We start from the raw sequence: 22,747 nt of genomic DNA on the forward strand, positions 1-22,747 counted from the left end.
ACGTGCGGTGCCTGGCCACGTGCGGTGCCTGGCCACGTGCGGTGCCTGGCCACGCACGGCCCCCGGCCACGTGCGGTGCCTGGCCACGTGCGGTGCCTGGCCACGTGCGGTGCCCTCGACCGTGCGGTGCCCTCGACCGTGCGGTGTCTCGACGCGTGTGGGGCCGGGTCGCGTGTGGGGGCGGGTCGTGTGTGGGGTCGGGACGGCGGCGGTGGCCGGGTGTGCCTGTGGGGGCCGGACATGAGCGGGCCCCGGATCCGGGGAGGGATCCGGGGCCCGCCGGTGACGGGGCGCGTCAACCGGCCATGGCGGGTGTCCGGTCGGCCTCGCACTCCGCCTCGTCCGCGGCCCGGGGCGCCGGCACCGGGTCGGGCTCGGGCAGCGCCTTGGCGTAGGCGCGCAGGGTCTCGCCGGCGATCCGGTCCCAGGAGTAGCGGGAGCGGGCGCGGTCGGCGGCGGCGATGGAGTAGCCGTGCAGGGTGGTCTCCTCGGCGAGCAGGCGCCGGATCGTCCGCCCGATCACGACGGGGCGGCCCGCCGGGACGTGCAGCCCGGTGATCTTGTCGAGCACCTCGTCGCCGTTGCCGCCCGCCGGGGTCGCCACGACCGGCACGCCGCAGGCCATCGCCTCCAGCGGCACCGCCGGGGACGGCTGGGCGGGCGCCAGGCAAAGCGCCAGCCGGGCGGTGCGCAGCAGCTTGGGCAGCGCCTTGCGGGGGAGGCGGCCGAGGAAGAGCACGCGGTCGGCGACGTGCAGCTCCTTGGCGAGCAGCATCAGCCGGTGGACGACCGGGTCGTTCTCCAGGTCCTCGCGGTCGGGGCCGCCGGCGACGGCCAGCTCCGCGTCCGGGACGTGCACGAGGGCGCGCAGCGCGGTCTCGACGTCGCCGGCCGCGAGGTCGCGGCACACCATCACGAGCCGGTCCCGGCCGCCGTGCGGCATCGCCGGGCCGACCTGCGCGAACGTGTCGGCGTCCACGCCGTAGGGCACGACCTTGACCGACGGCCGGGGCACGCCCATCCGCACGATCGTGGCGGCCTCCTCGACGCTGGAGGCGAGCACCAGGTCGGCGCCGCGGCCGATGGCCTTCTCCAGCCGGTCGCGGTGCGGGTGCACCTCGCGTCCGGCGCGCCGCTCGGTGGCGGCGACGCCGTGGAAGCTCTGGAAGAAGGGGATGCCGAGTTCGCGGGCGACGGCGCAGGCGGCCAGGCCGCCGATCCAGCCGTGCGCGTGGACGACGTCGGGACGGCTGGAGCCGCTCCAGCGGCGGCGCAGCCCGTCGGCGAGGTCGCGGACGTGGTCGAGCTGCTCGGCCTCGGTGAGGGGCCGGGCGGGGCCCGCGTCGAGCTGGACGAGCGCGGCGCCGGGGCCGAGTCGGCCGCGGGCACGGGCGGACGGGTCCTGCCGCCGGGTGTACACGGTGACGTGGTTGGTGTCCTCGTCGCCTGGACGCGGCCGGGCGAGGGAGCGGGCGAGATCCCGGACGTGGACGGAATGCGCGTGCTCGCCGTCAAGGTCGGAGGCGGACACGAGCGCGATGTTCAGCGGGCGATGCATGACGATCCTCCGGGACAACACAGGGGAAGCCTGGAGGTATCTGCGTCTTAGACACCTGCTCGCTGGAGACTATTTCCGTCTGCCCGGTCCGTCAAACCTCGCGAAACGGGATCACATCGGGTCAAGGGCGGCGATCAAGCCGTGACCAGCGAGGACTCCTCACTATACCGTCGGCGATACTGGAGGCGTGGACGACGAGCCGGTCTGGTACGTGGCCTACGGGTCGAACCTGTTCCGCGAGAGGTTCCGCTGCTACCTGTCCGGGGGGCGCCCGAGCGGCGGCGCCCGGCACTACCCCGGCTGCCGCGACCCGCGTCCGGCGCGGGCGGCGGCGCCGGTCACGCTGCCGGGCGGGATCTACTTCGCCTCGACCTCGCCGACCTGGGGCGGCGGCATGGCCTTCTACGACCCGGGGCTGCCGGGACGCGCCGCCGCCCGCGCCTACCTGCTCTCGCGCCGCCAGTTCTGCGACGTGGTCTCCCAGGAGATGTGGCGCGACACCGGCGTCGACGTCGACCTGACCGAGGCGGTGCGCACGGGCCGCCAGCGGCTCGGCCCCGGCCGCTACGAGACCGTGCTGAGGGTCGGCGAGCGCGCCGGGCACCCCATGCTCACCTTCACCGCGCCCGCGCCGCACGGCCCCGCCGAGCTGAACGCCCCGGCCGCCGCGTACCTGGGCATGCTCGGCAACGGGCTGCGCGAGGCGCACGGCTGGACGGCGGCGCGCGCCGCGTCCTACCTGTGCGGGCGGCCGGGCGCGGCGGGCACGTGGCGGCCGGAGAAGGTGGCGGCGCTGATCAGCGGGCCGGGACGACCGGAAGCAGGACCGCCGACGGGTGCGCGGGGGAGTGCAGCACCTCCTGGTCGGCGGTGAGCATCGCGGTGGCGGTGCCGATCGGCTCGCCGGTGCCCGGATTGCGCGCGACCCGGGGGTAGGCGCCGCTCGCGACCTGCACGCGGACCCGGTGCCCCCGGCGGAAGCGGTGGCCGGCCGGCCACAGCTCGACGGCGACGCGGCGGACGCCGTCCGCGCCCGCCTCGGGGGCGCCCGGGACGAGCCGCCGCATCCCCTCGCACAGGTTCAGCGACTCGCCGTCCGGGGCCACGTCGCACAGCCGGACGACGAAGTCGGTGTGCTCCCGGTTCGAGCGGACCCGCAGGTCCGCGGCGACCGGGCCGATGATCTCCAGGTCCTCCTCCAGCACGGCGGAGGTGTAGGTCAGCACGTCCCGGCGGCGCTCCAGGCGCCGCTGGTCGGTGGAGGGGCGGGTCTCGCCGAGCAGCGTGGGCCCGCCGAGGAACGGCGTCGGGTGCCGGGGGTCGTAGCGGTAGGGGTCCGGGTCGGACTCGGGCGGTCCGGCGGGGGCGAGCGCCCCGTCCGGCTGGAGGTGCCAGCGCTCCTCGGCCATCCCCGGGACGGGCCAGTCGGGGAACTCGCGCCACTCCGCCGCGCCGGTCACGAACAGCCGGACCGGCTGCTCCCGCAGCTGCGACGGGTCGTTCAGCAGGTGCGCGCGGAACCACTTCACCGCCTCGCCGACCGAGCCGCGCATCATCCGCTGGTCGGCGTGGAACCAGGGACCGATCGTCAGGTAGGGGCGGTGCCCGGCGGCGCGCAGCGCGGCGTAGTCCCGCAGCTGCCAGGGCAGGAAGATGTCGTACCAGCCGCCGGTCATGTTGACCGGCGCGTCCACCCGCGACACCGTGGCGCTGAAGTCGCGGCGGTCCCAGAACGGCGTGTTGGCGCCGTTGGCCAGCAGTTCCTGGAAGAACCGCTGCTGCGCGCCGGTCGCGAGCCGGTCCAGCTCGGCGAGCGGGCGGCCCGACAGCGCGGCCCGGCGGGCGCGGCGCGGCGACATGATCCCGGTCGTGATGCCCGACAGCGAGTGCTTCATCCGGGCCGTGAGGTCGACCCAGATCAGCGCCGACTCCAGCGCGAACGCCCCGCCGACGTTCACCGCGTCCCGGAACGTGGACGCCGTGACCTGCATCGACAGCGCCTTCAGCGCGGGCCCCGCCTCGGCGGCGACGGCCCATTGCACATAGCCGAGATAGCTCGGGCCGTGCATCGCGAACGCGCCGCCGAACCACTCCTGCTCCCGCAGCCACGCGATGGTGGCGAGGCCGTCCTCCCGCTCGTCCAGCGGCTCGAACACCCCGCCCGACCCGAACCCGCCGCGCGCGCTCTGCACCACGGCCTGGAACCCCTGCGACGCGAACGCCTGCCCGCACATCAGCCCGAACGGGCCGCGCCGCCCGTAGGGGGAGCGGACGAGCACCACCGGCGCCCGCTCCACGTCGGCGGGCGCGTACCGGTCGGCCAGCAGGGTCACGCCGTCGGCGGCGGGGACCTCCAGGTCGCGCTCGACCCGCACCCGGTGGGGGCCGTTCCGCAGTCCCAGCGCCGTGACCCCCAGCCGGCGCATCATCCCGACGCTCACCACTTGATCGATCGTAATCGCCGGTTCCGGGTACCGCGCGGGCGGCCTCGTCCCGGGACGCGTCCCACCCGGTCCGGTCCTTCACTACGATCGTGGGCGAAATCCGGATCTGCCCGGCAAGTCGACCATTGAGGAGTGATCAGGGCGTCATGGGCGACCACCTGGACTGGCGGCGGGTCATCATCGCGGCGATCGTCATGGTGGCCGCGCTGGGGGTCGCGGTGGCGCTGCGGATGCTCACCGGGCGGCTGTTCCGCCGCGCCGGGGACACCCGCTGGACCTGGGACGACCTGGCCGCACGGCTGATCCGCGACCTCGCGATGCCGGTCGCGGTGCTCACCGGCGCCTGGTTCGCGGCGCTGGTCCTGCACCTGCCGCGCGGCACGCTGGACGTGACCGCCCGGGTGCTGACCGCCGCGACGATCCTCGTGGTGTCGCTGGCGCTGGCGCGGCTCATCGCCGGGTCGGTGACCTCGATCGCGATGGCGCGGCAGGGCGTGGCCGCCAACGTGACGATCTTCGCCAACATCACCCGCGTGATCGTCATCGGCATCGGCCTGCTGGTCATGCTCCAGAGCCTCGGCGTGTCGATCACGCCGCTGCTCGGCGCCCTCGGCGTCGGCGGCCTCGCGGTCGCCCTCGCGCTGCAGGACACCCTCGCCAACCTGTTCGCGGGCGTGCACGTGCTCGCGTCCAAGACCATCGAGCCCGGCGACTACATCAAGCTGAGCAGCGGGCAGGAGGGGTACGTCGTCGACATCAACTGGCGCAACACCTCCATCCGCACGCTGTCGGACAACATCGAGGTCATCCCGAACCAGCGGTTCTCCGACACGATCCTCACCAACTACCACCGGCCCGCGCAGGACATGTCGCTGCTGATCCAGGCGCGCGTCCCCTACGAGGCCGATCTGGAGCGGGTCGAGAAGCTCGTCGTCGAGGTCGGCGAGGGCGTGATGGCGGACGTGCAGGGCGGCGTGAAGGACGCGGAGATCCTCGTCCGCTTCCACACCTTCGCCGAGTCGTCGGTCGACTTCACCGTGATCCTGCGCACCAGCGAGTTCGGCGACCAGTTCGCCATCAAGCACGAGTTCGTCAAGCGGCTGCACCGCAGGTTCCGCGAGGCGGGCGTCGAGACGCCCTACCCGCGCCGCCGCGTGACGCTGGACGAGGCGTCCGGCCCCGACGGCCGCCCGGTGTCGCCGGGCCTGTAGCCCCGCGGGCCGGGGGAGCGCGTCAGGGGCGCAGGATGGGGAGCAGGATCTCGTCGACCATCGAGGCGAGCCGCTCGTCGTCCATCGCGCCGCCCTCGGTGAGGTGGTCGTACACGACCAGCGCCGGGCCGACGTTCGCGACCTGGCGGGTGACCGCGCCCGGACGGACCTCGCCGCGCGCCGCGCCCTGCTCCAGCGCCTGGTACAGCATCTCCCTGACGGGCTCGGAGATGCGCGCGCGGATCACGTCGTGCATCAGGCCGTTGCTGTCGGCGGCCTCCTCCTTCAGCACCTTGAACGCCGCGCCCCGGCAGGCGATCAGCGTGTCGCGCAGGCAGGTGAGGGAGGCCAGCATGTCCTCGCGGACGCTCCCGGTCGCCGGACGCGGCGGCGGGTTCGGCAGCGCGTGCTTGAGCGCGTCGGTGACGAGGTCCTCCTTGGACTGCCAGCGCCGGTAGAGCGCGGCCTTGCCGGTGCGCGCCGCGCCCGCGATGCCCTCCATGGTCAGCCTGCGGTAGCCGACGGCCTCAAGTTGCGTGAACACGGCCTCGTAGATCGCCGCCTCCAGTTCGCCGCCGCGGCGGCGCGTGCCCGTCCCCGGGCCTCCGCCCCCGGCCGTGTCCGCCCCCGTGCCCGTGCTCACCGGTCGCTCCCGTTCACCGGCACCCTCGACCCCGCCAATATAGTGAACGCTAGCGTTCTCTTTTGTGCGGATCGGTGGTACGTTTCCCACATAGTGTACGTCCCCGTTCCTTAAGTTCTCGTTTCCGGGGGTCACCCGTGACCACATCCAACGAGCGGACGGCCGCGCGCGGGGAGTTCGCCGCTCCCAGCGCCGCCGCTCCGCCAGTCAATCATGGCCTTTTTCAGGGCCTCCTACACCGTCCGGGCGTGATGCTCGCCGTGATCGTGGGCTGCCAGCTCATGATCACGCTCGACACCTCCGTCGTCACCATCGCGCTGCCGCGGGTCCGCGACGGGCTCGGGCTGTCGACCGGCGGCCTCGCCTGGATCCAGAACTCCTACATGCTCGCCTTCGGCGGGCTGCTGCTCCTCGGCGGGCGCGCCGGGGACATGTTCGGCCGCCGCCGCGCCTTCACCGCCGGGATCGTCGCGTTCACCGCAGCGTCCCTGGTCGGCGGGTTCGCGACGAGCGGCTGGTTCCTGCTCGCCGCCCGCACCGCCCAGGGCCTGGCCGCCGCCGTCGCCGCGCCGAGCGCGATGGCGCTGATCGCGAGCAACTTCGAGGGTCCCGCGCGGGTCCGCGCGCTCAGCGTCTTCTCCGCCGTGTCCGGCGCGGGCGGCGCGATCGGGATGCTCGTCGGCGGCGTCCTCACCGAGGTGGGGTCCTGGCGGTGGGTGTTCTTCATCAACGTGCCGGTCGGCGTCGTGCTGGCGCTGCTGGCCCCGCGCGTGCTCGCCGAGACCGCGCGGCGCCCGGGACGGTTCGACGTCGCCGGCGCGCTCACCTCCACGGCCGGGATGACCGCGCTCGTGTACGGGCTGATCCGGGCCGGCTCGGACGGCTGGGGCGACGCCCGCGCGCTGGGCGCCTTCGCCGCCGCCGCCGTGCTGCTCGCGGTGTTCGTCGCGGTCGAGTGGCGCGCCCGGCAGCCGATCATGCCGCTCTGGCTGCTGACCGGGCGCGACCGCGCCGCGTCCTACCTGGTCCTCCTGCTGTACGTGGCGGGGATCTTCGGGGCGTTCTTCTTCCTGACCCAGTACCTCCAGCAGAACCTCGGCTACGGGCCGCTGCGCGCCGGGGTCGCGTTCCTGCCGCTGGTGGGGCTCCAGTTCACGACCGTCCGGCTCGTCCCGCGCGTGCTGCCGAGGACCGGCGCGCGTCCCCTGGTCGCCCTCGGCACGCTGCTGCTCGGCGCCGGCCTGCTGTGGCTGTCGCAGCTCTCGGCCGGGGACGGCTTCGTCAGCGGCCTGCTCGGCCCCTTCATGATCATCGGCCTCGGCGCGGGGCTGACGATCCTGCCGCTGAACGCGACGATCCTCGCGAGCGTGGACCCCGAGCACGCGGGCGCCGCGTCCGGGGTCGCGCAGGCCATGCTGTGGTCGGGCGCCTCGCTCGGCTCGGCCGTCCTGGTCGCGGTCCAGGGCTCGCGCGAGGACGCGATGAGCGGCATCGACGCGGCCTTCGCGGCCGGCGCCGTGTTCGCGGCGGCGGCGCTGCTGGTGACGCTCGTGGTCATGCGCGTCCGCGGGTGAGCGGGGCGTGGCCGGGGCCCGCCGCTAGGCCCGCTCCGGCCACGCGCCCCGGCGCACGACGTCCAGGACGAGCGCGCCGATGTTCCACGCGTCGTCGGCGCCGCAGTGGTGGCGGCCCTCCAGCGGCAGCCCCGCGTGCTGGAGCGCGCCCGCCATGCCCAGCCGCTTCGGCAGCCCGCGGGCCTGCGAGTAGGTCGCCTTGGCGTTGGTGTGCCGCCGCCCGAACGGGTACCGGACGCCCGCCCGCGCGCACTGCGCCTCGAACTGCTTGCGGTCGTAGTCGCCCCAACTCGCCCAGGCGCGGGTGTGGGAGCGGTGCTCGCGCTCCAGGATCGCGCACGCCTCCGCGAACGGGACGCCGCCGTCCACCTCGTCCTGGGTGAGGCCGGTCAGATCGGTGCAGAACGCGCTCACCGCCGACCGCGCCGGACGCACGAGGACGCGGTGCTTCGCGGTGCGCTCGCGCGCCTCCAGGTCGACCACGCACAGCCCGATCTCGATGATCTCGTTCGGCTGCCCGCCCGCCTCGGCCCGCGTCGGCCAGCAGGTGGCCTCGACGTCGACCACGTTGAGGTAGCGGCCGGTCCTCTCGTCCATGGGCGGGACGGTACCGGCCCGGCCGCGCGGCTCACGACCCGTTTTCCGGCCTCGGCGCGTAGTCGTCGACGTACTCCTGGCCCGACAGCCCCCGGATCGCCTCCATGATCTCGTCGGTGACCTCGCGGGCGGCGCGGCCGCGCGGGGTCCCGGCGTCGCGTCCGGTGAAATCCATGGGCGTGCCGATCCGCAGCGCGATCCGGCCCGGCTTCGGGACGGCCCGCCCGCGCGGCTGGACGCGGTCGGTGCCCTCGATCGCCACCGGCACCACGGGCGCGCCGGTCCGCATCGCGAGCCGCGCGACGCCCGTCCGGCCCCGGTAGAGCCGCCCGTCCGGCGACCGGGTGCCCTCGGGGTGGATCGCGAACGCGCCGCCGCCCTCCAGCACCCGCGCCGAGGTGTCGAGCGCGTCGAGCGCCGCGCGCCCGCCGGACCGGTCGACCGCGATCGCGCCGACGCTCCGGAAGAGCGTCGCGATCGCGCGGCCCCGCGCGCCCGCCCCCGTGAAGTACTCGTGCTTGCCGAGGAAGTGCACCCGCCTCGGCACCATCAGCGGCAGGACGAAGGAGTCCACGAACGCGAGGTGGTTGGCCGCGAGGATCACCGGGCCCGTCCGGGGGATGTGCCGCAGCCCGCTCACCGTCGGCAGGAACGCCAGGCGCATCGCCGGGCCCACCAGGACGTACTTCATCAGCGGGTAGATCAGGCGTTCGGGGTCCATGTCCGAGCAGGTTATGGGCCGCGCGTCCGCCGTCGCGGTGCCGCCCCGACACAAGATCCAGCCCCGGAATCTTGTCGGCCCCGTCATTGCGGGCGGCCCCGCCCTCCCTCTCGGGCCGCTACCCGGCCGCGGCGGCGGCGCGCCGCGCGCGGAGGAGCTTGCGGACGGCGGGCACCGCCGGGCCGCTCCGCGCCGTCAGCTCCTCGATCCGCCGTCTGTGCCGCCGCCGGTCCGAGCCGGGCAGCACCGAGGCCATCTCGCCCGCCGCCGCCAGCGCCACCGCCGCGGCGTCGTAGCTGTTCACGTGCGCGACCGGGCGGCCCCGCAGCGCCGAGGACGCGCCGCCCCACAGCGCCTTCACCACCCGGGGGTCCCGCACGCTCACGCGGTCGCGCGGGAACAGCCCGAGCCGCCGCTCCCGCGTCACCCGGATCCACCTCTCCCGGGCCAGCTCCTCGCGGACGGTGCCCGCCATCGCGCGGACGTCCTTGCGGATCCAGTGCTGCCAGGACCGGGGACGCGACGCCGAGATCTCCGCGAGCAGCCCGTAGGGGTCATCGCCGGGCGTGCCCGGCACGGGGCGGCCGTGCTCCTCGACGAGCCGCCCGTCCAGGAACAGCTCGGTCAGCGCGGCGGCGCGCAGCACGTACCCGAGCCGGGGGCCGTGCTGCGTCATCCGTTCCTTCCGCAGGTCGTAGGCCAGGAGGAACATGCGGGCCGGCAGCGTGTCCGGTATCTCGACCATGGCTACTCCTCGTTCCCCTCGGTCTCCGCCTTGGACGGCCGGCCCGGCCGGCGCATCCGCCCCGCCGAGCCGGGCATCCGCCCGGCCTCGGCGAGGGCCTGCCGCAGCAGGAACTCGATCTGCGCGTTGGTGCTGCGCAGCTCGTCCCCGGCCCACCGGGCGAGCGCGTCGTGCACGGCCGGGTCGAGCCGCAGCAGAATCTTCTTCCGCTCGGCGCTCACTGGTAGAGCGTGCCGGTGTTCACCACCGGCTGTGCGTCCCGGTCGGCGCACAGCACGACCAGCAGGTTGCTGACCATCGCCGCCTTGCGCTCCTCGTCGAGGTCCACCACGTTCTCCTCGTCGAGCCGGTCCAGGGCGAGCTGCACCATCCCGACCGCCCCCTCGACGATCCGCTGCCGGGCCGCGACGACCGCGCCCGCCTGCTGGCGGCGCAGCATCGCCTGCGCGATCTCCGGCGCGTAGGCCAGCCGGGTGATCCGGGACTCGATGATCTCCACCCCGGCCGAGGCGACCCGCTGCCGCAGCTCCTCCGACAGCTGCCCGGTGATCTCGTCGGCGTTGTCGCGCAGCGAGGTCCGGTCGTGCGCGTCGTAGGGGAAGCTCCCCGCGATGTGCCGCACCGCCGCCTCGGTCTGGAAGGCCACGAACTCCACGAAGTCGTCGACCTCGAACATCGCCCGCGCGGTGTCGCGCACCTGCCAGACCACCACCGCCGAGATCTCGATCGGGTTCCCGTCCAGGTCGTTGACCTTCGCGAGCCCGGTCTCGTGGTTGCGGATCCGGGTCGAGACCTTGCGCCGCTCGGTGATCGGGTTCACCCAGCGCAGCCCGTCGGTGCGCACCGTCCCGGCGTAGCGGCCGAGGACCTGGAGCACCCGCGCCTCGCCCGGCGCGACCGCCGTCAGCCCGGCCAGGACGACCAGCCCGGCGAGCACCAGCACCACCGCCGCCGCGATCCCGACCCCGATCCCCGCGCCGCCCCCGGCGGCGATTCCGGCGAGGACCGCCACGGCCCCCAGCAGGACCAGCGCCAGCCCGGCCCCCAGCATCGGCCAGCCGCCGATGTCGCGCGCCGCGCGCTCGGAGGACTGCGGCCTCGGCATCTCCACCCGTGTCGACTCCACCATGTGCTTCCTCCCTTGTTAGCACGAGCATAGCAAAGTGATATCACTTTTTCGACTCGTGCACGGGGGCCTCGGCGGGCACCTCGGCGTCCTCGATGACCTTGGGGACGCCGCGCAGGGTCACGAGCGCGAACACCGCCACCAGCGCGGCCAGCCCGGCGCTGCACAGCAGGGCGGCGTGCATGCCGTCCACGAACGCGGCGCGGGCGGCGCCGGCGACCTGCTCCCCGAGGCTTCCGGGCAAAGCGGCCGCCGCCTGCACGGCGCCGGTCAGCGAGTCGCGCGCGGCCGAGGCGGCGGGCGCCGGAACACCCGCGGGCAGCTCCAGGCTGTCGCGGTAGACGGCGTTCAGCACGCTGCCGAGGATCGCCATGCCGAGCGCGCCGCCCAGCTCGGTCGCGGTCTCGGAGATCGCGGACGCGGCGCCCGAGCGCTCCCGGGGCACCGAGGCGAGCACGGTGTCGGAGGTGACCGTCATCGCGAGCCCCATCCCGAGCCCCGACACCAGGATCATCGGGACCATCGCCAGGTAGGAGGTGTCCAGCCCGATCGTCAGGAACGAGGTGAACGCGCAGGCCGACACGGCCATGCCGATCGCGACCGAGCGGGCGCGGCCGAGCAGCGAGATCAGCGGCGGGGCGAGCGCGGCGCCGCCGATCATCGCGCCGAGCGCGCCGGGCAGCCCGGCGAGCCCGGCCCGCAGCGGCGACCAGCCGAGCGCGAGCTGGAACAGCAGCGAGAAGATCAGCGACTGCGCGACCAGCGTGAACATCGCGAACATGTTGGTGACGACCGACCCGCTGAAGGCGGGGACGCGGAACAGCCCGACGTCGATCAGCGGCTCGGCCACCCGGGTCTGCCGGACCATGAAGGCCGCCAGCGCGGCGGCGCCGAGGGCGGCGGCGACCGGCACGCGCGGCTCGTCCACCCCGTGGGCGGCGGCCTCCTTCACCGCGTACACCAGGCCGAGGACGCCGGCGACCGACAGCGGCACGCTCGGCAGGTCCATCCGCCCGGACGCCGCCCGCCGGTGGGAGCCCGGCAGCACCAGCGCGCCCGCCACGAGCGCCACCGCCATCAGCGGCACGTTGATCAGGAAGACCGAGCCCCACCAGAAGTGGTCGAGCAGCGCGCCGCTGACGACCGGGCCGAGCCCGACCGCGAGCCCGGCGGCGCCGCTGAACACCCCCACCGCCATCGTCCGCTGCCTGGGCTCGGTGAACACCCGCCGGATCAGGCTGAGGCAGGACGGCATGAGCGTCGCGCCCGCGACGCCCAGCAGCGCGCGGGCCGCGATCAGCAGCTCGGCGCTCGGCGCGTAGGCGGTCACGGCGGACGCGGCGGCGAACACGGCCGTGCCGATGAGCAGCAGCCTCTTGTGGCCGATCCGGTCGCCGACGCCGCCCATCGTGACCAGCAGCCCGGCGAGCGCGAAGCCGTAGGCGTCGGCGATCCACAGGATCTGCGTGGCGGAGGGGTCCAGGTCCGCGCTTAGGCGGGGGATCGCCTGGTTCAGCGCGGTGAGGTCGATGTTGGGCACGATGGCGAGCAGCGTGCAGATGGCGAACGTGCCCCATTTGCGGGTCGGGTTTTCCATGGCCGGAGCCTCGCGGGGGCCGCTGACCGCCCGCGCACCGTCCGCTGACCGAGCTTCCCGCCGGTGGTCAGCGGCGCAGCTCCGCCACGGCCTCCTCGCGGGGGAGCGCGGCGCCCCCGGCGTAGGACGCCTCGTACGCGGCGTCGCCCACCAGCGCGCGGGCGCCGCCCTCGACGCCCTCCGCGTCGGCGTCGCGCTCGACGTCGGCGCCGCGCAGCGCGCGGGCCGCGCCGAGCAGCAGCGCGGCCCGCGCCCCGTCGCCGTCCGCGAGCGCCGCGCCCGCCAGGCCGACGGCCGCGCCCGCCTGGTTCATGAAGACCGGGTGGTCGATCGACAGGGCCAGCGACGCGCGGAACAGCTCTCTGGCCCGCGCGGTCCCGCCCTCGCGCAGCTCCACCCAGCCGAGCCCGACCAGCGCGACCGCGCGGACGGCGCCCGCGATGAACCGCTCGGACATCGGGCCGCCGAGCGCCAGCTCGTACTCGCGGCGCGCCTCGGCCAGGTCGCCGCGCAGCCGCGCGACCTGCCCGAGCCCGTGGTGGGCGCCCGCGACCTTGTCGGGCGCGCCCGCGCGGCGCGCGAGGCCGCCGCCGCGCGTGTAGTCGGCGTGCGCGGCGTCCAGGTCCCCGGCGTGGACATGCACGTCGCCGCGCCGGTAGAGCAGGTCGGCGGTGTCCTCCAGCGCGCCGAGCCGGTCGGTCAGCGCGAGCGCCTCGTCCAGCAGGGCCAGCGCGCGGGCGCGGTCGCCGCGCCAGTCGGCGAGCTGGGCGAGCGAGTCCAGCGTGTTCGCGATGCCCCAGGAGTCCCCGGCCTCGCGGAACCCGGCGACGGCCTCGCCGCAGGCCAGCTCCGCGCCCGCCAGGTCGCCCCGGAACTGGAGCAGGAACGCCGCGCTCATCCTGGTCAGCGCCTTCGACCACGGGTCGTCGCCGATCTGCCGCGTCATGACCTCGATGTCGGTGCGCTCCGGCCCGGCCGTCAGCGCCCAGGAGACGGTGACGACCGGGTAGGCGAGCGTGCGGCCGATCCCGTTCAGCAGCTCCTCGGCCCGGTCGAGCCACCCCGCCGCCCGCGCGCCGGACTCGCCGCCCCCCACCGCGTTGGCGACGCACAGGACGTACTCCTCGCCCAGGCCCTCCGGCGGCTCGGTCCCGATCTCCTCCAGCAGCGCGGTCGCCAGCGCCGCGCCCTCGATCCGCCCCCGCAGCCACCAGTACCACGACAGCGACGCGACGAGCCGCAGCGCCAGCGCCGGGTCGGGCCGGACGCTGCGCCGCAGCGCCGCGTGCAGGTTGCCGTGGTCGGCGGCGAGCCGCTCCAGCCACGCCACCTGCTCGGCGCCCCGCAGGTGCGGGTCGGCGCGCCTGGCCAGCCCGAGGAAGTACTCGGCGTGGGCCCTCCGGAACCGCTCCTCCTCGCCCGCGTCCGCGAGCCGCTCGGCGCAGAACGCGCGGACGGTGTCGAGCATCCTGAACCGCGCCCCGTCGGCCTGGAGCAGCGACTTGTCGGCCAGCCCGACGAGCAGCTCGTCGGCGTCCTCGACGTCGCAGACCTCCGCCGCCGCCTCCAGTGTGAGCCCGCCGGAGAACACGGTCAGCCGCCGCGCGAGGACCTGCTCGGGGCCGTCCAGCAGGTCCCAGCTCCACCCCACGACGGCGCGCAGCGTCTGGTGCCGGGGCGCCGCGCCCCGGTTGCCGCGCGACAGCAGCCGGAACCGGTCGTCCAGCCGCGTCGCGACCTCCCCGACCGGCAGCGACCGCAGCCGCGCCGCCGCCAGCTCGATCGCCAGCGGCAGCCCGTCCAGCGCCCCGCAGATCCGCAGGACGTCCCGCGCGTTCGCCTCGTCCACCGCGAACCCCGGCCGCACCGCCGCCGCCCGGTCGGCGAACAGCCGCACCGCCGGATAGCGCGTGAGGTCACCGGCGGGCGTGCCCTCCGGCGGCAGCGCGAGCGGCGGCAGCGGACGCAGCGCCTCGCCGGTGATCCCGAGCGCCTCCCGGCTCGTCGCGAGCACCCGCAGCCTCGGGCAGGCGCTCAGCAGCCGGTGCGCCAGCCGCGCGACCGGCTCCACGACGTGCTCGCAGTTGTCGAGCACCAGCAGGATCCGCCGCCCCGCCAGCGCCGTGACCAGCCGCTCCTCCGCCCCCGGCTGCCCCTCGGCGGGCCCCGGCAGCATCCCGCTCTCGCGCAGCCCGAGCGCGCCGAGCAGCGCCTTGCCGACCTCCGTCCGGTCGACCGGCGCGAGGTCCACGAAGCGGACCTCGCCGTCCTCGCGTCCCGCCGCCTCGACCGCCAGCCGCGTCTTGCCCGCCCCGCCCGGCCCGAGCAGCGTGACCAGCCGCCCGTCCGCGAGCATGGCCCCGACCCGGCGCACCTCGTCCTCGCGCCCGACGAAGCTGGTGAGCTGCGCGGGCAACTCCCGCGCGGGCGCGGCCTCGGGCGCGGCCTCGGACGCGGGCTCGCCGCGCAGGACCGCCAGATGCGCCTCGGCCAGCTCCCGCGAGGGGTCGGCGCCGAGCTCCTCCGCCAGCAGCCGCCGCCCGTCCTCGAACACCGCGAGCGCGTCGGCCTGCCTCCCGGCCCCGTACAGGGCGCGCATGAGCAGCGCCCGCGCCCGCTCCCGCAGCGGCTGCGCGTCGACCAGATCCCGCAGCCGGGGCACCACCGCCCCGAACTCGCCCAGCGCGATCTCCGCCTCCGCGAGATCCTCCGCCACCGCGGCCCGCGACTCCTCCAGCCGCGCCGCCTGCGCCGCCGCGAACGGCGCGCTGACGTCCGCCAGGGCAGGCCCGCGCCACAACCCGAGCGCCCGCCTCAGCACGGCCGCCGCCCGCGCGTGCTCGCCCGCCGCCAGCGCCTCCCGCCCGTCCCGCGCCAGCCGCCCGAACTCGTGGACGTCCACCAGCTCGGGCGCGACGGCCAGCCGGTACCCGGCCGCGTGCCCCTCCACGAGCCCCGCGTCCCCGAGCCCCCGCCGCAGCCGCGACACCTGCGACTGGAGCGCGTTCGCCGCCCCCTTCGGCGGCTCCTCCCCGTACAGACCGTCGATCAGCCGCTCGGCGGCGACGACCCGTCCCGCCTCCAGCAGCAGCATGGCGAGCAGCCCCCGCACCCGGGGCCCGCCCACCGCGCCCTCCGCGCCCCGGACCTCCACGGCCCCCAGAACCCCAAACCACATACCCCAATCCTCCCAGCCTGGGAGCGCGCGCGAGATCGCCGGAAAACGCCCCCTGACCAGAAGCGGCCCCGGACCCGGAACCGTGCCCGGCGCTCCGCGCGTCCAGGAGACTTGAGTGTTCGCATATCGGAAGCTGGGGGACGATGGAGCCGCTGCGACCCGCCGATCCACAGACGATCGGCCGCTACCGCCTGTCGGGACGGCTCGGCTCCGGAGGCATGGGCGAGGTGTTCTTCGGCCACTCGCCGGGCGGACGCGCCGTCGCGGTGAAGGTCGTGCGCGCCGAACTCGGCTCCGACGAGGGCTTCCGCCGCCGGTTCGCCCGCGAGGCCGAGGCCGCCCGCCGGGTCGGCGGCTTCCACACCGCGCAGGTGGTCGACATCGACCTGGACGCCGACCCGCCGTGGCTGGTCACCGCCTACGTCCCGGGTCCGTCCCTCGCCGCCGTCGTCGCCGAGCACGGCGCCCTCCCCGAGCACTCCCTGCGCGTGCTCGGCGCGGGCCTCGCCGAGGCTCTGGAGGCGATCCACGCCGCCGGGCTCGTGCACCGCGACCTGAAGCCGTCCAACATCATCATGGCGCCCGACGGCCCCCGCGTGATCGACTTCGGCATCGCCCAGGCCGACGAGGGCACCGCGCTGACCCGCACCGGCGGCTCCGTCGGCACCCCCGGCTTCATGGCCCCCGAGCACATCACCGGCGCGGACGTCGGCCCGCCCGCCGACGTCTTCGCGCTGGGAGCGGTCCTGTGCCACGCGGCGGGCGTCCGCCCCTTCGGCGAGGGCCCGGCCCACACCCTGATGTACCGGATCGTCCACGGCGAACCGACCCTGACCGGCCTCCCGCCCGCGATCCACGACCTCGCCGCGTCCTGCCTGGCCAAGGACCCCGCCGCCCGCCCGACGCCGCCCGAGATCCTCGAACGCCTGACCACGGAGGCCACCCCAGACCAGTGGCTACCCCCCGAAGTAACCCAAATGGTGAGTCATCACCAGGAAACCCCGCCCCCACCCCGCCGCTCACCCTGGCCCATCTGGGCGGGCGCGGCCACGGCGGCCCTCCTCGTCACCCTGATCACGGGAGCGTTCCTCATCCACGACCCGTCGACCCCCGCCGCCGCACCCACCAAATCCGCCACCCCGACCGCGTCCGCACCGGCCGCCCACTGCACGCACGCGACCAGACGGGTGACCGACCCGACCGGCCGCAGCTTCGACACCTGGTCCTGCCAGACCGCCCGCCCGGGCCCGCTCTACCAGGAACCGACCTCCGGCCCCACGACCGGCTACCTCAGATCGACCAGCAACTGGTTCGTCTGCCAACGCCCGGGCTCCACCGACCCCGCCACCGCCTGGCTCTACACCCAGGGCGACGACCGCTACCAGAACGAGGGCTGGGGCTGGTTCCCCGCCACCTCGGTCTCCCCGACCTGGACCAACCCCCCGATCCCCGACCTCCCCACCTGCCCCTTCTAACCGGCTACCTCTGGCAGAGGTAGCCGTGCGTCTCCAGCCCTTCGGCCAGGTAGAGGGCCTCGGCGGCGCTTCCGCGGGCCGCCTGAAGGACCTTGACGTCGGCCCCACGCGCGCGGCCCCAGGCCATCGAGGCCCGCCACAGCCTCCGGCCGTAGCCTCGGCCCCGGTAGTCCGGGTGGACGGCGAAGTAAGCGGGCTGCTGGATGACCCGCCCATCCGGCCCGACCACCGCGCAAAGCGGTCCGAGCCCGGCGCGCGGTCCGGTGACGCCGGTCTCAGGGCTGTCCTTGGACTCGCCACAGGCAGCTTCTGATTCCTAGCGCAACAAGATGCGATCGGGCCGCCCGTCGATGTGCCCCTCTTCTTGGAGTTCGGTGAGGTCGTGCGCGAAGGTGCGCACGATGTCGGAGCCGCGGCGGTTCCAGCCGAAGAAGCGGGTGGCGACAACGGTCAGTTCGGGTTCCGTGATTCCGGGGGATTCCCCGATGATGCCGATGAGGGCGAGCTTCCTCTCCTGGGCGGGGATCTCGGCGACCCTGCGAAGGACGCCGTCGCCCGGTTCGCGGGGGTCGATCGGCCGTTCCTTCAGGAGGAGGGCGTCGCCGTCTCGTTCTACGTCGAGGTTGTCCCGTAGGAAGTCGTTGAGCGCACCGTCCAGATTGGCGCGGATCCGTGCGCCGATCCGTTCGACCTGCCAGACCGTGGCCGTCCGCCGGTAGAGGACGTCGCGTTGGATCGGTGCCTCGATCTCCAGGACTTCTCGGAAGAGCCGCTGGAGCAGCGGTCGAGACTCCGGGAGGTGCATGTCGTAGTAGTAAAGGTGGCCTTCGAGGCGCGCTCGACGGTAGGTGGCCGCCCAGGTACGCGCGGTCTCGGTCGACTCCATGGTCACGAGCGCGGGGTCGGGGGCCGGCGGCGCCTCGACCCGGGCGGTCTCGGTCTCCGGGCTGGCCTCGGCCTCATCAGGCGAGGTGATGTCGGCCGACTCGATCGCCGATTCGACCGCCTCGCGGAGCCGCTGCTCCGCGGCGGGCCGGTTGCGGTACCAGTCGGTGCCCCAGATGCGGTACAGGTTCCAGCCGAGGCCGCGCAGTACGTCCTCGCGCAGCCGGTCGCGGTCGCGTGCGGCTCTGGACGAGTGGTACATGGCCCCGTCGCACTCGATACCGAGCGCGAACCGGCCCGGAAGCTCCGGGTGGCGTACCGCCATGTCGATCCGGTAGCCCCCCACGCCGACCTGCGGTTGGACGTCGTAGCCCCAGTCCGCCAGGACGTCCAGAACCGACTCCTCGAACGGGCTCTCGGGCGCCGTATCGTCGTTGAGCCTGGCCTGCTCCAGGACGGCGGGACCGCGTTCGGCGTAGTCGAGATACCTCTTGAAAGAGTCGCGGCTCCTTTTACCGTTCTCCTGGATGTCGGCGCCCGAGATGGACGCGACCACCTCGACGCGATGCCGCGCGCGGGTCACCGCGACGTTGAGCCGGCGCCAGCCGTTCTCCCTGTTCAGCGGCCCGAAGGCCATGGTGAGTTTACCGGCCTGGTCCCGGCCGTATCCGACGGAGATGATGATCACGTCGCGTTCGTCGCCTTGGACGGTCTCCAGGTTCTTGACGAAGAAGCCGTTGAGACGGTCCTCGGCGAAGTGCGACTCGAGTTCCGGATGCTCGGCCCGCGCCCGCTCCACGGCGTCCTCGATCGCGCGGGCCTGCGCGTCCGACATCGCGACCACGCCCAGGCTCAGCGCCGGCCGTGACCTGTAGTGGTGTACGACGCGCTCGGCGACGGCTCGCGCCTCGACGGGATTGCTTCGGCTGCGGCCACGCTCGTACACACCGGCGACCTTGGTGAATGTCACTCCGACGTCGTCGCCGTTCGCGCGCGCGCCCGGGAATGTCACCAGGCCGTCGCCGTAGAACTCGCGATTGCTGAACGCGATAAGGCCCTCGTGCCGGCTTCGATAGTGCCAGGCCAGCGAAAGGTTGGGAATGAGACCGCTGGCCTTGCACATATCGAGGAGCGAGTCGAAGGAGTCGGGTGCCCCTTCGTCGTACTCGTCGTCGTCCGGGTCGTCCGAGTGGGCGAAGAAGTCCGTCGGCGGCAGCTGCTTCTGGTCCCCCGCCACGACCAGGGATCCGCCTCGATAGACGCAGTTGACCGCGTCCTGCGGGAGCACCTGGGACGCCTCGTCGAAGATGACGACGTCGAAGCGATAGTCGGACGGTAGAAACTGGCTGACCGTGAGAGGGCTCATCATGAAACAGGGCTTCACGAGCTGCACGACGTCAGGGGTCTTCTCGAGCAGAGTCCGCACCGGCATGTGCCGGCTCTTCTTCTCAGCCTCCCGCTGGATGATGGCGGCTTGGCCGATGTTGGGGCGTGGGCGTCGCGCGTTGCACGCTTCGATCACCTGGGCGTGGGCTCCCTCGACGAGGGCCTGGTCGAGGGAGCGGAAGAGATCGACCTGCCGGTCCCGCTCGACCGCCCGGACGGGCACGAGGCGCGCGTCATCGTTCATGATGTGCTCCACCCAGGTCTCCAGCACGGCCCGTTCGACGATCTCCCGGAACCCCGCGCCGTCCAACCCGCGTTCGGCGACGCGCCCGATCAGGCCGTCGAGCCCATGTCCGCGCAGGACCGCTCTCGCGTTGGTGAGGGAGCGCCATTCGTCGGGGCCGGACTCGTCCGCGACCAGCCGGTCGGTGAGCTCCTGGAACGCCGTCGCCGTACCGGTGAGCCGGGCCCGCAGGTCGGGCCACCGGGCTTCCTCGAAGAGCCGCACGAAGTCGGTCACCGCCGCGCGGAACGCGTTCCAGGCCCCGCGAAGGTCCTCGTCGGGCTGAGCCGCGAGCAGCGCGGCGGCGGATCGTTCGGGCATCGGCTCGTCCGCGGGTCGCATCCGGGCCGCCCGGGTCAGGGCCTCGTCGATGGCCGTGCCGTCGGTGTCAAGATCGGCGTAGAGGGGGCCGAGCAACCGCTCGTCCTGCGCCTTCCGCGCCCGGAACGCCTCACGTCGCGCGCGCACCGATTCGATTCTCCCGGCGATGTCGCGCGCCTGCGCCAGAGTGAGCGGTGTGGCCGACGACACGGGCTGGACCGTCGCGATGAACACCGCGCCCTCGTCGAGCGGACGGATGTGCGCCGAGTACCAGTCGGCGGCATCGGTCATGGTGCCTTGTGCGAGCCTCGGACGCCCGCCGGGTCGCGGTGCGGGCACCAGGGACGACCGCCACCGCTCCAGCCGGTCGAGGACACCGTCGGCGGCGGCGCGAATGTCGGGATCGGGCGTTCCCTCAGCGGAGACCTGCTCGACCAGAGCGGCCGGGACAGGTAGATCGCGTGTCAGGGTGATGATCTCCTCCGCGTTCTTGAGGAGGTCGCGGACGAGTGCGAAGTCAGTCTGTTCACCCTGCCAGTAGCGTCCGAGGGCGTGACCGTGCGCGGTGGCGGCCTGCTGGAGCGCGAGCGCGGCCTCGTGCCAGGCCACCGCCTGGGAGAGTCGTTCGGCCGCCGCTCTGTTCCACTCGCCCGAGACGGTCAGTTTGGCCAATGCGCGTTTGTCGCCGCGGTGAGCACCTGAGAGTTTCGCGACCCCATGGCTCTCACCAAACCGTCGCGCGAGGATGGGAAAGTCGGGCACATTGAGGATTTCCTGACTGAAAACTGTAACCGCTACCGCCTTGGCGCGAAGGAGCGAGTCGACGCGGTTCTGGAGTTCGGTGACGGCGCGTGCCGCGGCGTCCCTGCCCTCCCGTGTCAGCCAAGCGGCCTCCGGACGAGTCGCCTTTCGGGCAAGTTCGGTGAGCCTGCCCAGCGCGAAGGCCCGTTCGAAGGTCTCGGGTGCGGGCATTCCGTAGACGGCGGCGATGTCGGCCAAGGTCTCTCTCGCGTCCCGCAGCGTTCTCACCGCGGCTCGGAAGTCGTCGGCCAGGCCGCGAAGCCGACTCTCGGTGAGATCCGCCAGGGCGATGCCCTCGATGGCCAGCGCGGCGAGTGCCCTTTCCTCGGTCGGCACTCCGGTGGGGAGTCGCGCGGGCAACCGGTCCCAGTCCGGGCCGATCTCGTCGGCGACGGTGGTGATGGACGCACGTAGGGCGCTCAGCCTCGTGGTGAATTCCGTGGTCATCGTGCGAACCACCGGCAGCCCGGGCGCGGTGAGCCATGCCTCCGGTATGTCGGGGCGGCCTCGGGTGGAGTCGAGCAGGGCGAGCACCCGCTCCACGGAGCCTGGTCCCGTCAGTCCCAGCGGCTCGGTGATGTCGGAGTGCGCCGCCATCCGGCGCAGGAGCATCTCGCCCCGTTCGCGCAGCAGATCGAGTCGTGCCCGTGGGGTGCCGCGTTCCGTGAGGCCGCGCCAGACGAAGTCGGGGCCCTCGGCCACCGGCCGCCACGAGTCGTCGACCGTCGTCGCCGCGGCGAGCACGTCCTGGAGTCCGTCGGCGGTCAGGCCGTCGGGAAGCGCGATCCTGAGCAGCGGGACGTGCGCCAGCGCGCACAGCCGTCCGATCGCGTCGTGCAGCGTGAGGCCGAGGGGCGGACGGGGCTCGTTCATCGCCGCGGCGTAGGCCGACAGGCCCTCGCGGGTGATGCGGAGCCTCCGCCGATCCTCCTCGGAGGTGGCGCGGAGGGCCTTCGGACGGTGGGACAGGGCGGCTCCCAGGGCCCTCGCCACCTCCTTGCGGCTCGCGTGGTGGCTGTGCAGCGACAGTACGAAGGCGCCGAGACCGACCGAGTCCAGACGGTTGCGAACGACGTCCAGGGCCGCCGCCTTCTCGCTGACGAAGAGGACGCTGCGCCCCGCGTGCATCAGTGTCGCGATCATGTTCGCGATCGTCTGGCTCTTCCCCGTGCCCGGTGGCCCGTCCATGATGAAGGACCGGCCGTCCAGCGCCGCCGTGACGCACTGCCGCTGCGACGAGTCGGCGTCCAGGACGAGGGGGATCCGCTCGGGCGGCTGGAGGACGTCGATCCTGTCCGGGGCGATGGGCTCGAAGTCGAGCGCGTCGTCCGGGAGTTCCGCCGCCGCGCCCAGACCGATGGCCTGCACGAGGGGGTGCGCGAGGATCTGGTCCTCGTGGTCCAGCAGATCCCGGTACATCGCCTCCTTGTGGGAGCGGAAGGTGGCGAGCACGACCTCCTCGGTCACCTCCCAACCCGGGCGGTCTGCGATGATCTCCCGGACCGCGGTCAGCGTACTGAACAGGTCCTTCATGTCGTCCGGTGCGGGCCAGGCGAGCCCGAGCTGGCTCATCTTGACGGCGAGCGCCGGGTTGGGGGCGGGGTCCTCGTTCTGTTCCGCGACCAGGCGGAACAGGCCGGGGCCCAGCCTTTCGAGGCGGACCGGGACGAGCAGGAGCGGAGCCGAACTGAAGTCCTCCGCCCCGGGCTCGCGCCATTTGAGGAAGGACACCCCGAGCTGAAGCGTCCACAGGCCGGTGTCGTTGAAAGCCTGATTGGAGTCGCGGTACAACTTGCGCAGCGACGCCTCGAGGGCGGGTCGGGTGGTCTTCTGGGTGATGATCCGGCCGTCGGGCTCGATATCGGACCGATCGTCCGTGGCGTCGTCCTCCGGCAACTCGGCGAAGCGCAGACCCGAATCGAGATCGACGAGGAGCGGCCCCGCTTTCGGAGATTGAATCCTCAGCGTGGCGATGCGGGTGTGCCGGAAGTTCAGCAGGCGGTTCCGTCCACTCAGATCAATCAGGCTGGCTCGCCATTTCCCTAGAACGTTCCGCAACTGCGTGCGCGCCAGCTCGTCCATGTACCACTCCCGTGAAAAGACCCGGGTACACAATCCTCGCGCAAGGTCACGGATGGATAGCTTCAGTGCTGCATCAAGGCATAGATTGGCTGTGAATGCGATCGACCAGCGTCTCATTGG

16 protein-coding genes are annotated in these 22,747 nt (G+C 73.7%); 4 read left to right on the forward strand and 12 right to left on the reverse strand.

Annotated features, from left to right (window positions below):
* Positions 1-295: 295 nt before the first annotated feature.
* Complete coding sequence (locus tag GNZ18_RS07485; protein ID WP_156215439.1) at positions 296-1,558, reverse strand: glycosyltransferase; 1,263 nt, start codon at positions 1,556-1,558, stop codon at positions 296-298.
* 187 nt (positions 1,559-1,745) lie between these two features.
* Between GNZ18_RS07485 and GNZ18_RS07490 the strand changes: the two genes are divergently transcribed.
* Positions 1,746-2,432 carry a histone deacetylase gene (locus GNZ18_RS07490; protein ID WP_214619004.1) on the forward strand — a complete coding sequence of 229 codons (687 nt, stop codon included), beginning with the start codon at positions 1,746-1,748 and terminating at the stop codon, positions 2,430-2,432.
* Here the strand turns inward: GNZ18_RS07490 and GNZ18_RS07495 are convergent.
* Positions 2,356-4,002 carry a CocE/NonD family hydrolase gene (locus tag GNZ18_RS07495; protein ID WP_312874359.1) on the reverse strand — a complete coding sequence of 549 codons (1,647 nt, stop codon included), beginning with the start codon at positions 4,000-4,002 and terminating at the stop codon, positions 2,356-2,358. The genes GNZ18_RS07490 and GNZ18_RS07495 overlap by 77 nt on opposite strands.
* A gap of 146 nt (positions 4,003-4,148) precedes the next feature.
* Here GNZ18_RS07495 and GNZ18_RS07500 point away from each other — a divergent pair, with 146 nt between their 5' ends.
* On the forward strand, positions 4,149-5,213 hold the full coding sequence (locus tag GNZ18_RS07500) for a mechanosensitive ion channel family protein (RefSeq protein WP_156215440.1): 1,065 nt from the start codon (positions 4,149-4,151) through the stop codon (positions 5,211-5,213).
* 22 nt (positions 5,214-5,235) lie between these two features.
* Here GNZ18_RS07500 and GNZ18_RS43035 read toward each other — a convergent pair whose 3' ends face one another.
* Positions 5,236-5,856, reverse strand: coding sequence for a TetR/AcrR family transcriptional regulator (locus tag GNZ18_RS43035; RefSeq protein ID WP_214619006.1), 621 nt, complete (start codon positions 5,854-5,856; stop codon positions 5,236-5,238).
* Between the two features lie 251 nt (positions 5,857-6,107).
* Here GNZ18_RS43035 and GNZ18_RS07510 point away from each other — a divergent pair, with 251 nt between their 5' ends.
* Positions 6,108-7,430, forward strand: coding sequence for an MFS transporter (locus GNZ18_RS07510; RefSeq protein ID WP_246249527.1), 1,323 nt, complete (start codon positions 6,108-6,110; stop codon positions 7,428-7,430).
* A 24-nt stretch (positions 7,431-7,454) separates the two neighbouring features.
* On the opposite strand, the gene GNZ18_RS07515 is transcribed toward GNZ18_RS07510, so the two are convergent.
* From GNZ18_RS07515 to GNZ18_RS07545, 7 genes are all read right to left on the reverse strand, one after another.
* The gene (locus tag GNZ18_RS07515) at positions 7,455-8,027 is read right to left on the reverse strand and encodes a 3'-5' exonuclease (RefSeq protein WP_156215442.1); all 573 of its coding nucleotides are present in this window, start codon (positions 8,025-8,027) and stop codon (positions 7,455-7,457) included.
* Positions 8,028-8,058: 31 nt separating this feature from the next.
* Complete coding sequence (locus GNZ18_RS07520; protein ID WP_156215443.1) at positions 8,059-8,748, reverse strand: lysophospholipid acyltransferase family protein; 690 nt, start codon at positions 8,746-8,748, stop codon at positions 8,059-8,061.
* Positions 8,749-8,866: 118 nt separating this feature from the next.
* Positions 8,867-9,493, reverse strand: coding sequence for a GOLPH3/VPS74 family protein (locus tag GNZ18_RS07525; RefSeq protein WP_156215444.1), 627 nt, complete (start codon positions 9,491-9,493; stop codon positions 8,867-8,869).
* A gap of 2 nt (positions 9,494-9,495) precedes the next feature.
* Positions 9,496-9,714 (reverse strand): type II toxin-antitoxin system antitoxin, encoded by a 219-nt coding sequence (locus GNZ18_RS07530; protein ID WP_214619008.1) that lies wholly within the window; start codon positions 9,712-9,714, stop codon positions 9,496-9,498.
* A complete protein-coding gene (locus tag GNZ18_RS07535; RefSeq protein WP_156215445.1) occupies positions 9,711-10,622 on the reverse strand; it encodes an SPFH domain-containing protein in 912 nt (303 codons plus the stop codon). Before GNZ18_RS07535 ends, GNZ18_RS07530 begins: the two co-directional genes overlap by 4 nt.
* A gap of 40 nt (positions 10,623-10,662) precedes the next feature.
* On the reverse strand, positions 10,663-12,216 hold the full coding sequence (locus tag GNZ18_RS07540; RefSeq protein ID WP_156215446.1) for an MFS transporter: 1,554 nt from the start codon (positions 12,214-12,216) through the stop codon (positions 10,663-10,665).
* 67 nt (positions 12,217-12,283) lie between these two features.
* Positions 12,284-15,394 carry an AfsR/SARP family transcriptional regulator gene (locus GNZ18_RS07545; protein WP_156215447.1) on the reverse strand — a complete coding sequence of 1,037 codons (3,111 nt, stop codon included), beginning with the start codon at positions 15,392-15,394 and terminating at the stop codon, positions 12,284-12,286.
* A gap of 143 nt (positions 15,395-15,537) precedes the next feature.
* On the opposite strand from GNZ18_RS07545, the gene GNZ18_RS43040 reads away from it, so the two are divergent.
* Entirely contained in the window at positions 15,538-16,869 is a 1,332-nt protein-coding gene (locus tag GNZ18_RS43040) for a serine/threonine-protein kinase (protein WP_216651188.1), read from the forward strand.
* A gap of 4 nt (positions 16,870-16,873) precedes the next feature.
* Here the strand turns inward: GNZ18_RS43040 and GNZ18_RS41905 are convergent, their stop codons facing one another.
* Both GNZ18_RS41905 and GNZ18_RS07560 read right to left on the reverse strand, forming a co-directional pair.
* Positions 16,874-17,098 carry a GNAT family N-acetyltransferase gene (locus GNZ18_RS41905; RefSeq protein ID WP_216651189.1) on the reverse strand — a complete coding sequence of 75 codons (225 nt, stop codon included), beginning with the start codon at positions 17,096-17,098 and terminating at the stop codon, positions 16,874-16,876.
* 87 nt (positions 17,099-17,185) lie between these two features.
* Positions 17,186-22,744, reverse strand: coding sequence for a DUF3320 domain-containing protein (locus tag GNZ18_RS07560; RefSeq protein ID WP_173390675.1), 5,559 nt, complete (start codon positions 22,742-22,744; stop codon positions 17,186-17,188).
* Positions 22,745-22,747 lie beyond the last annotated feature (3 nt).

The sequence above is a fragment of the Actinomadura litoris genome (assembly GCF_009733595.1).
GTDB lineage: Bacteria > Actinomycetota > Actinomycetes > Streptosporangiales > Streptosporangiaceae > Spirillospora > Spirillospora litoris.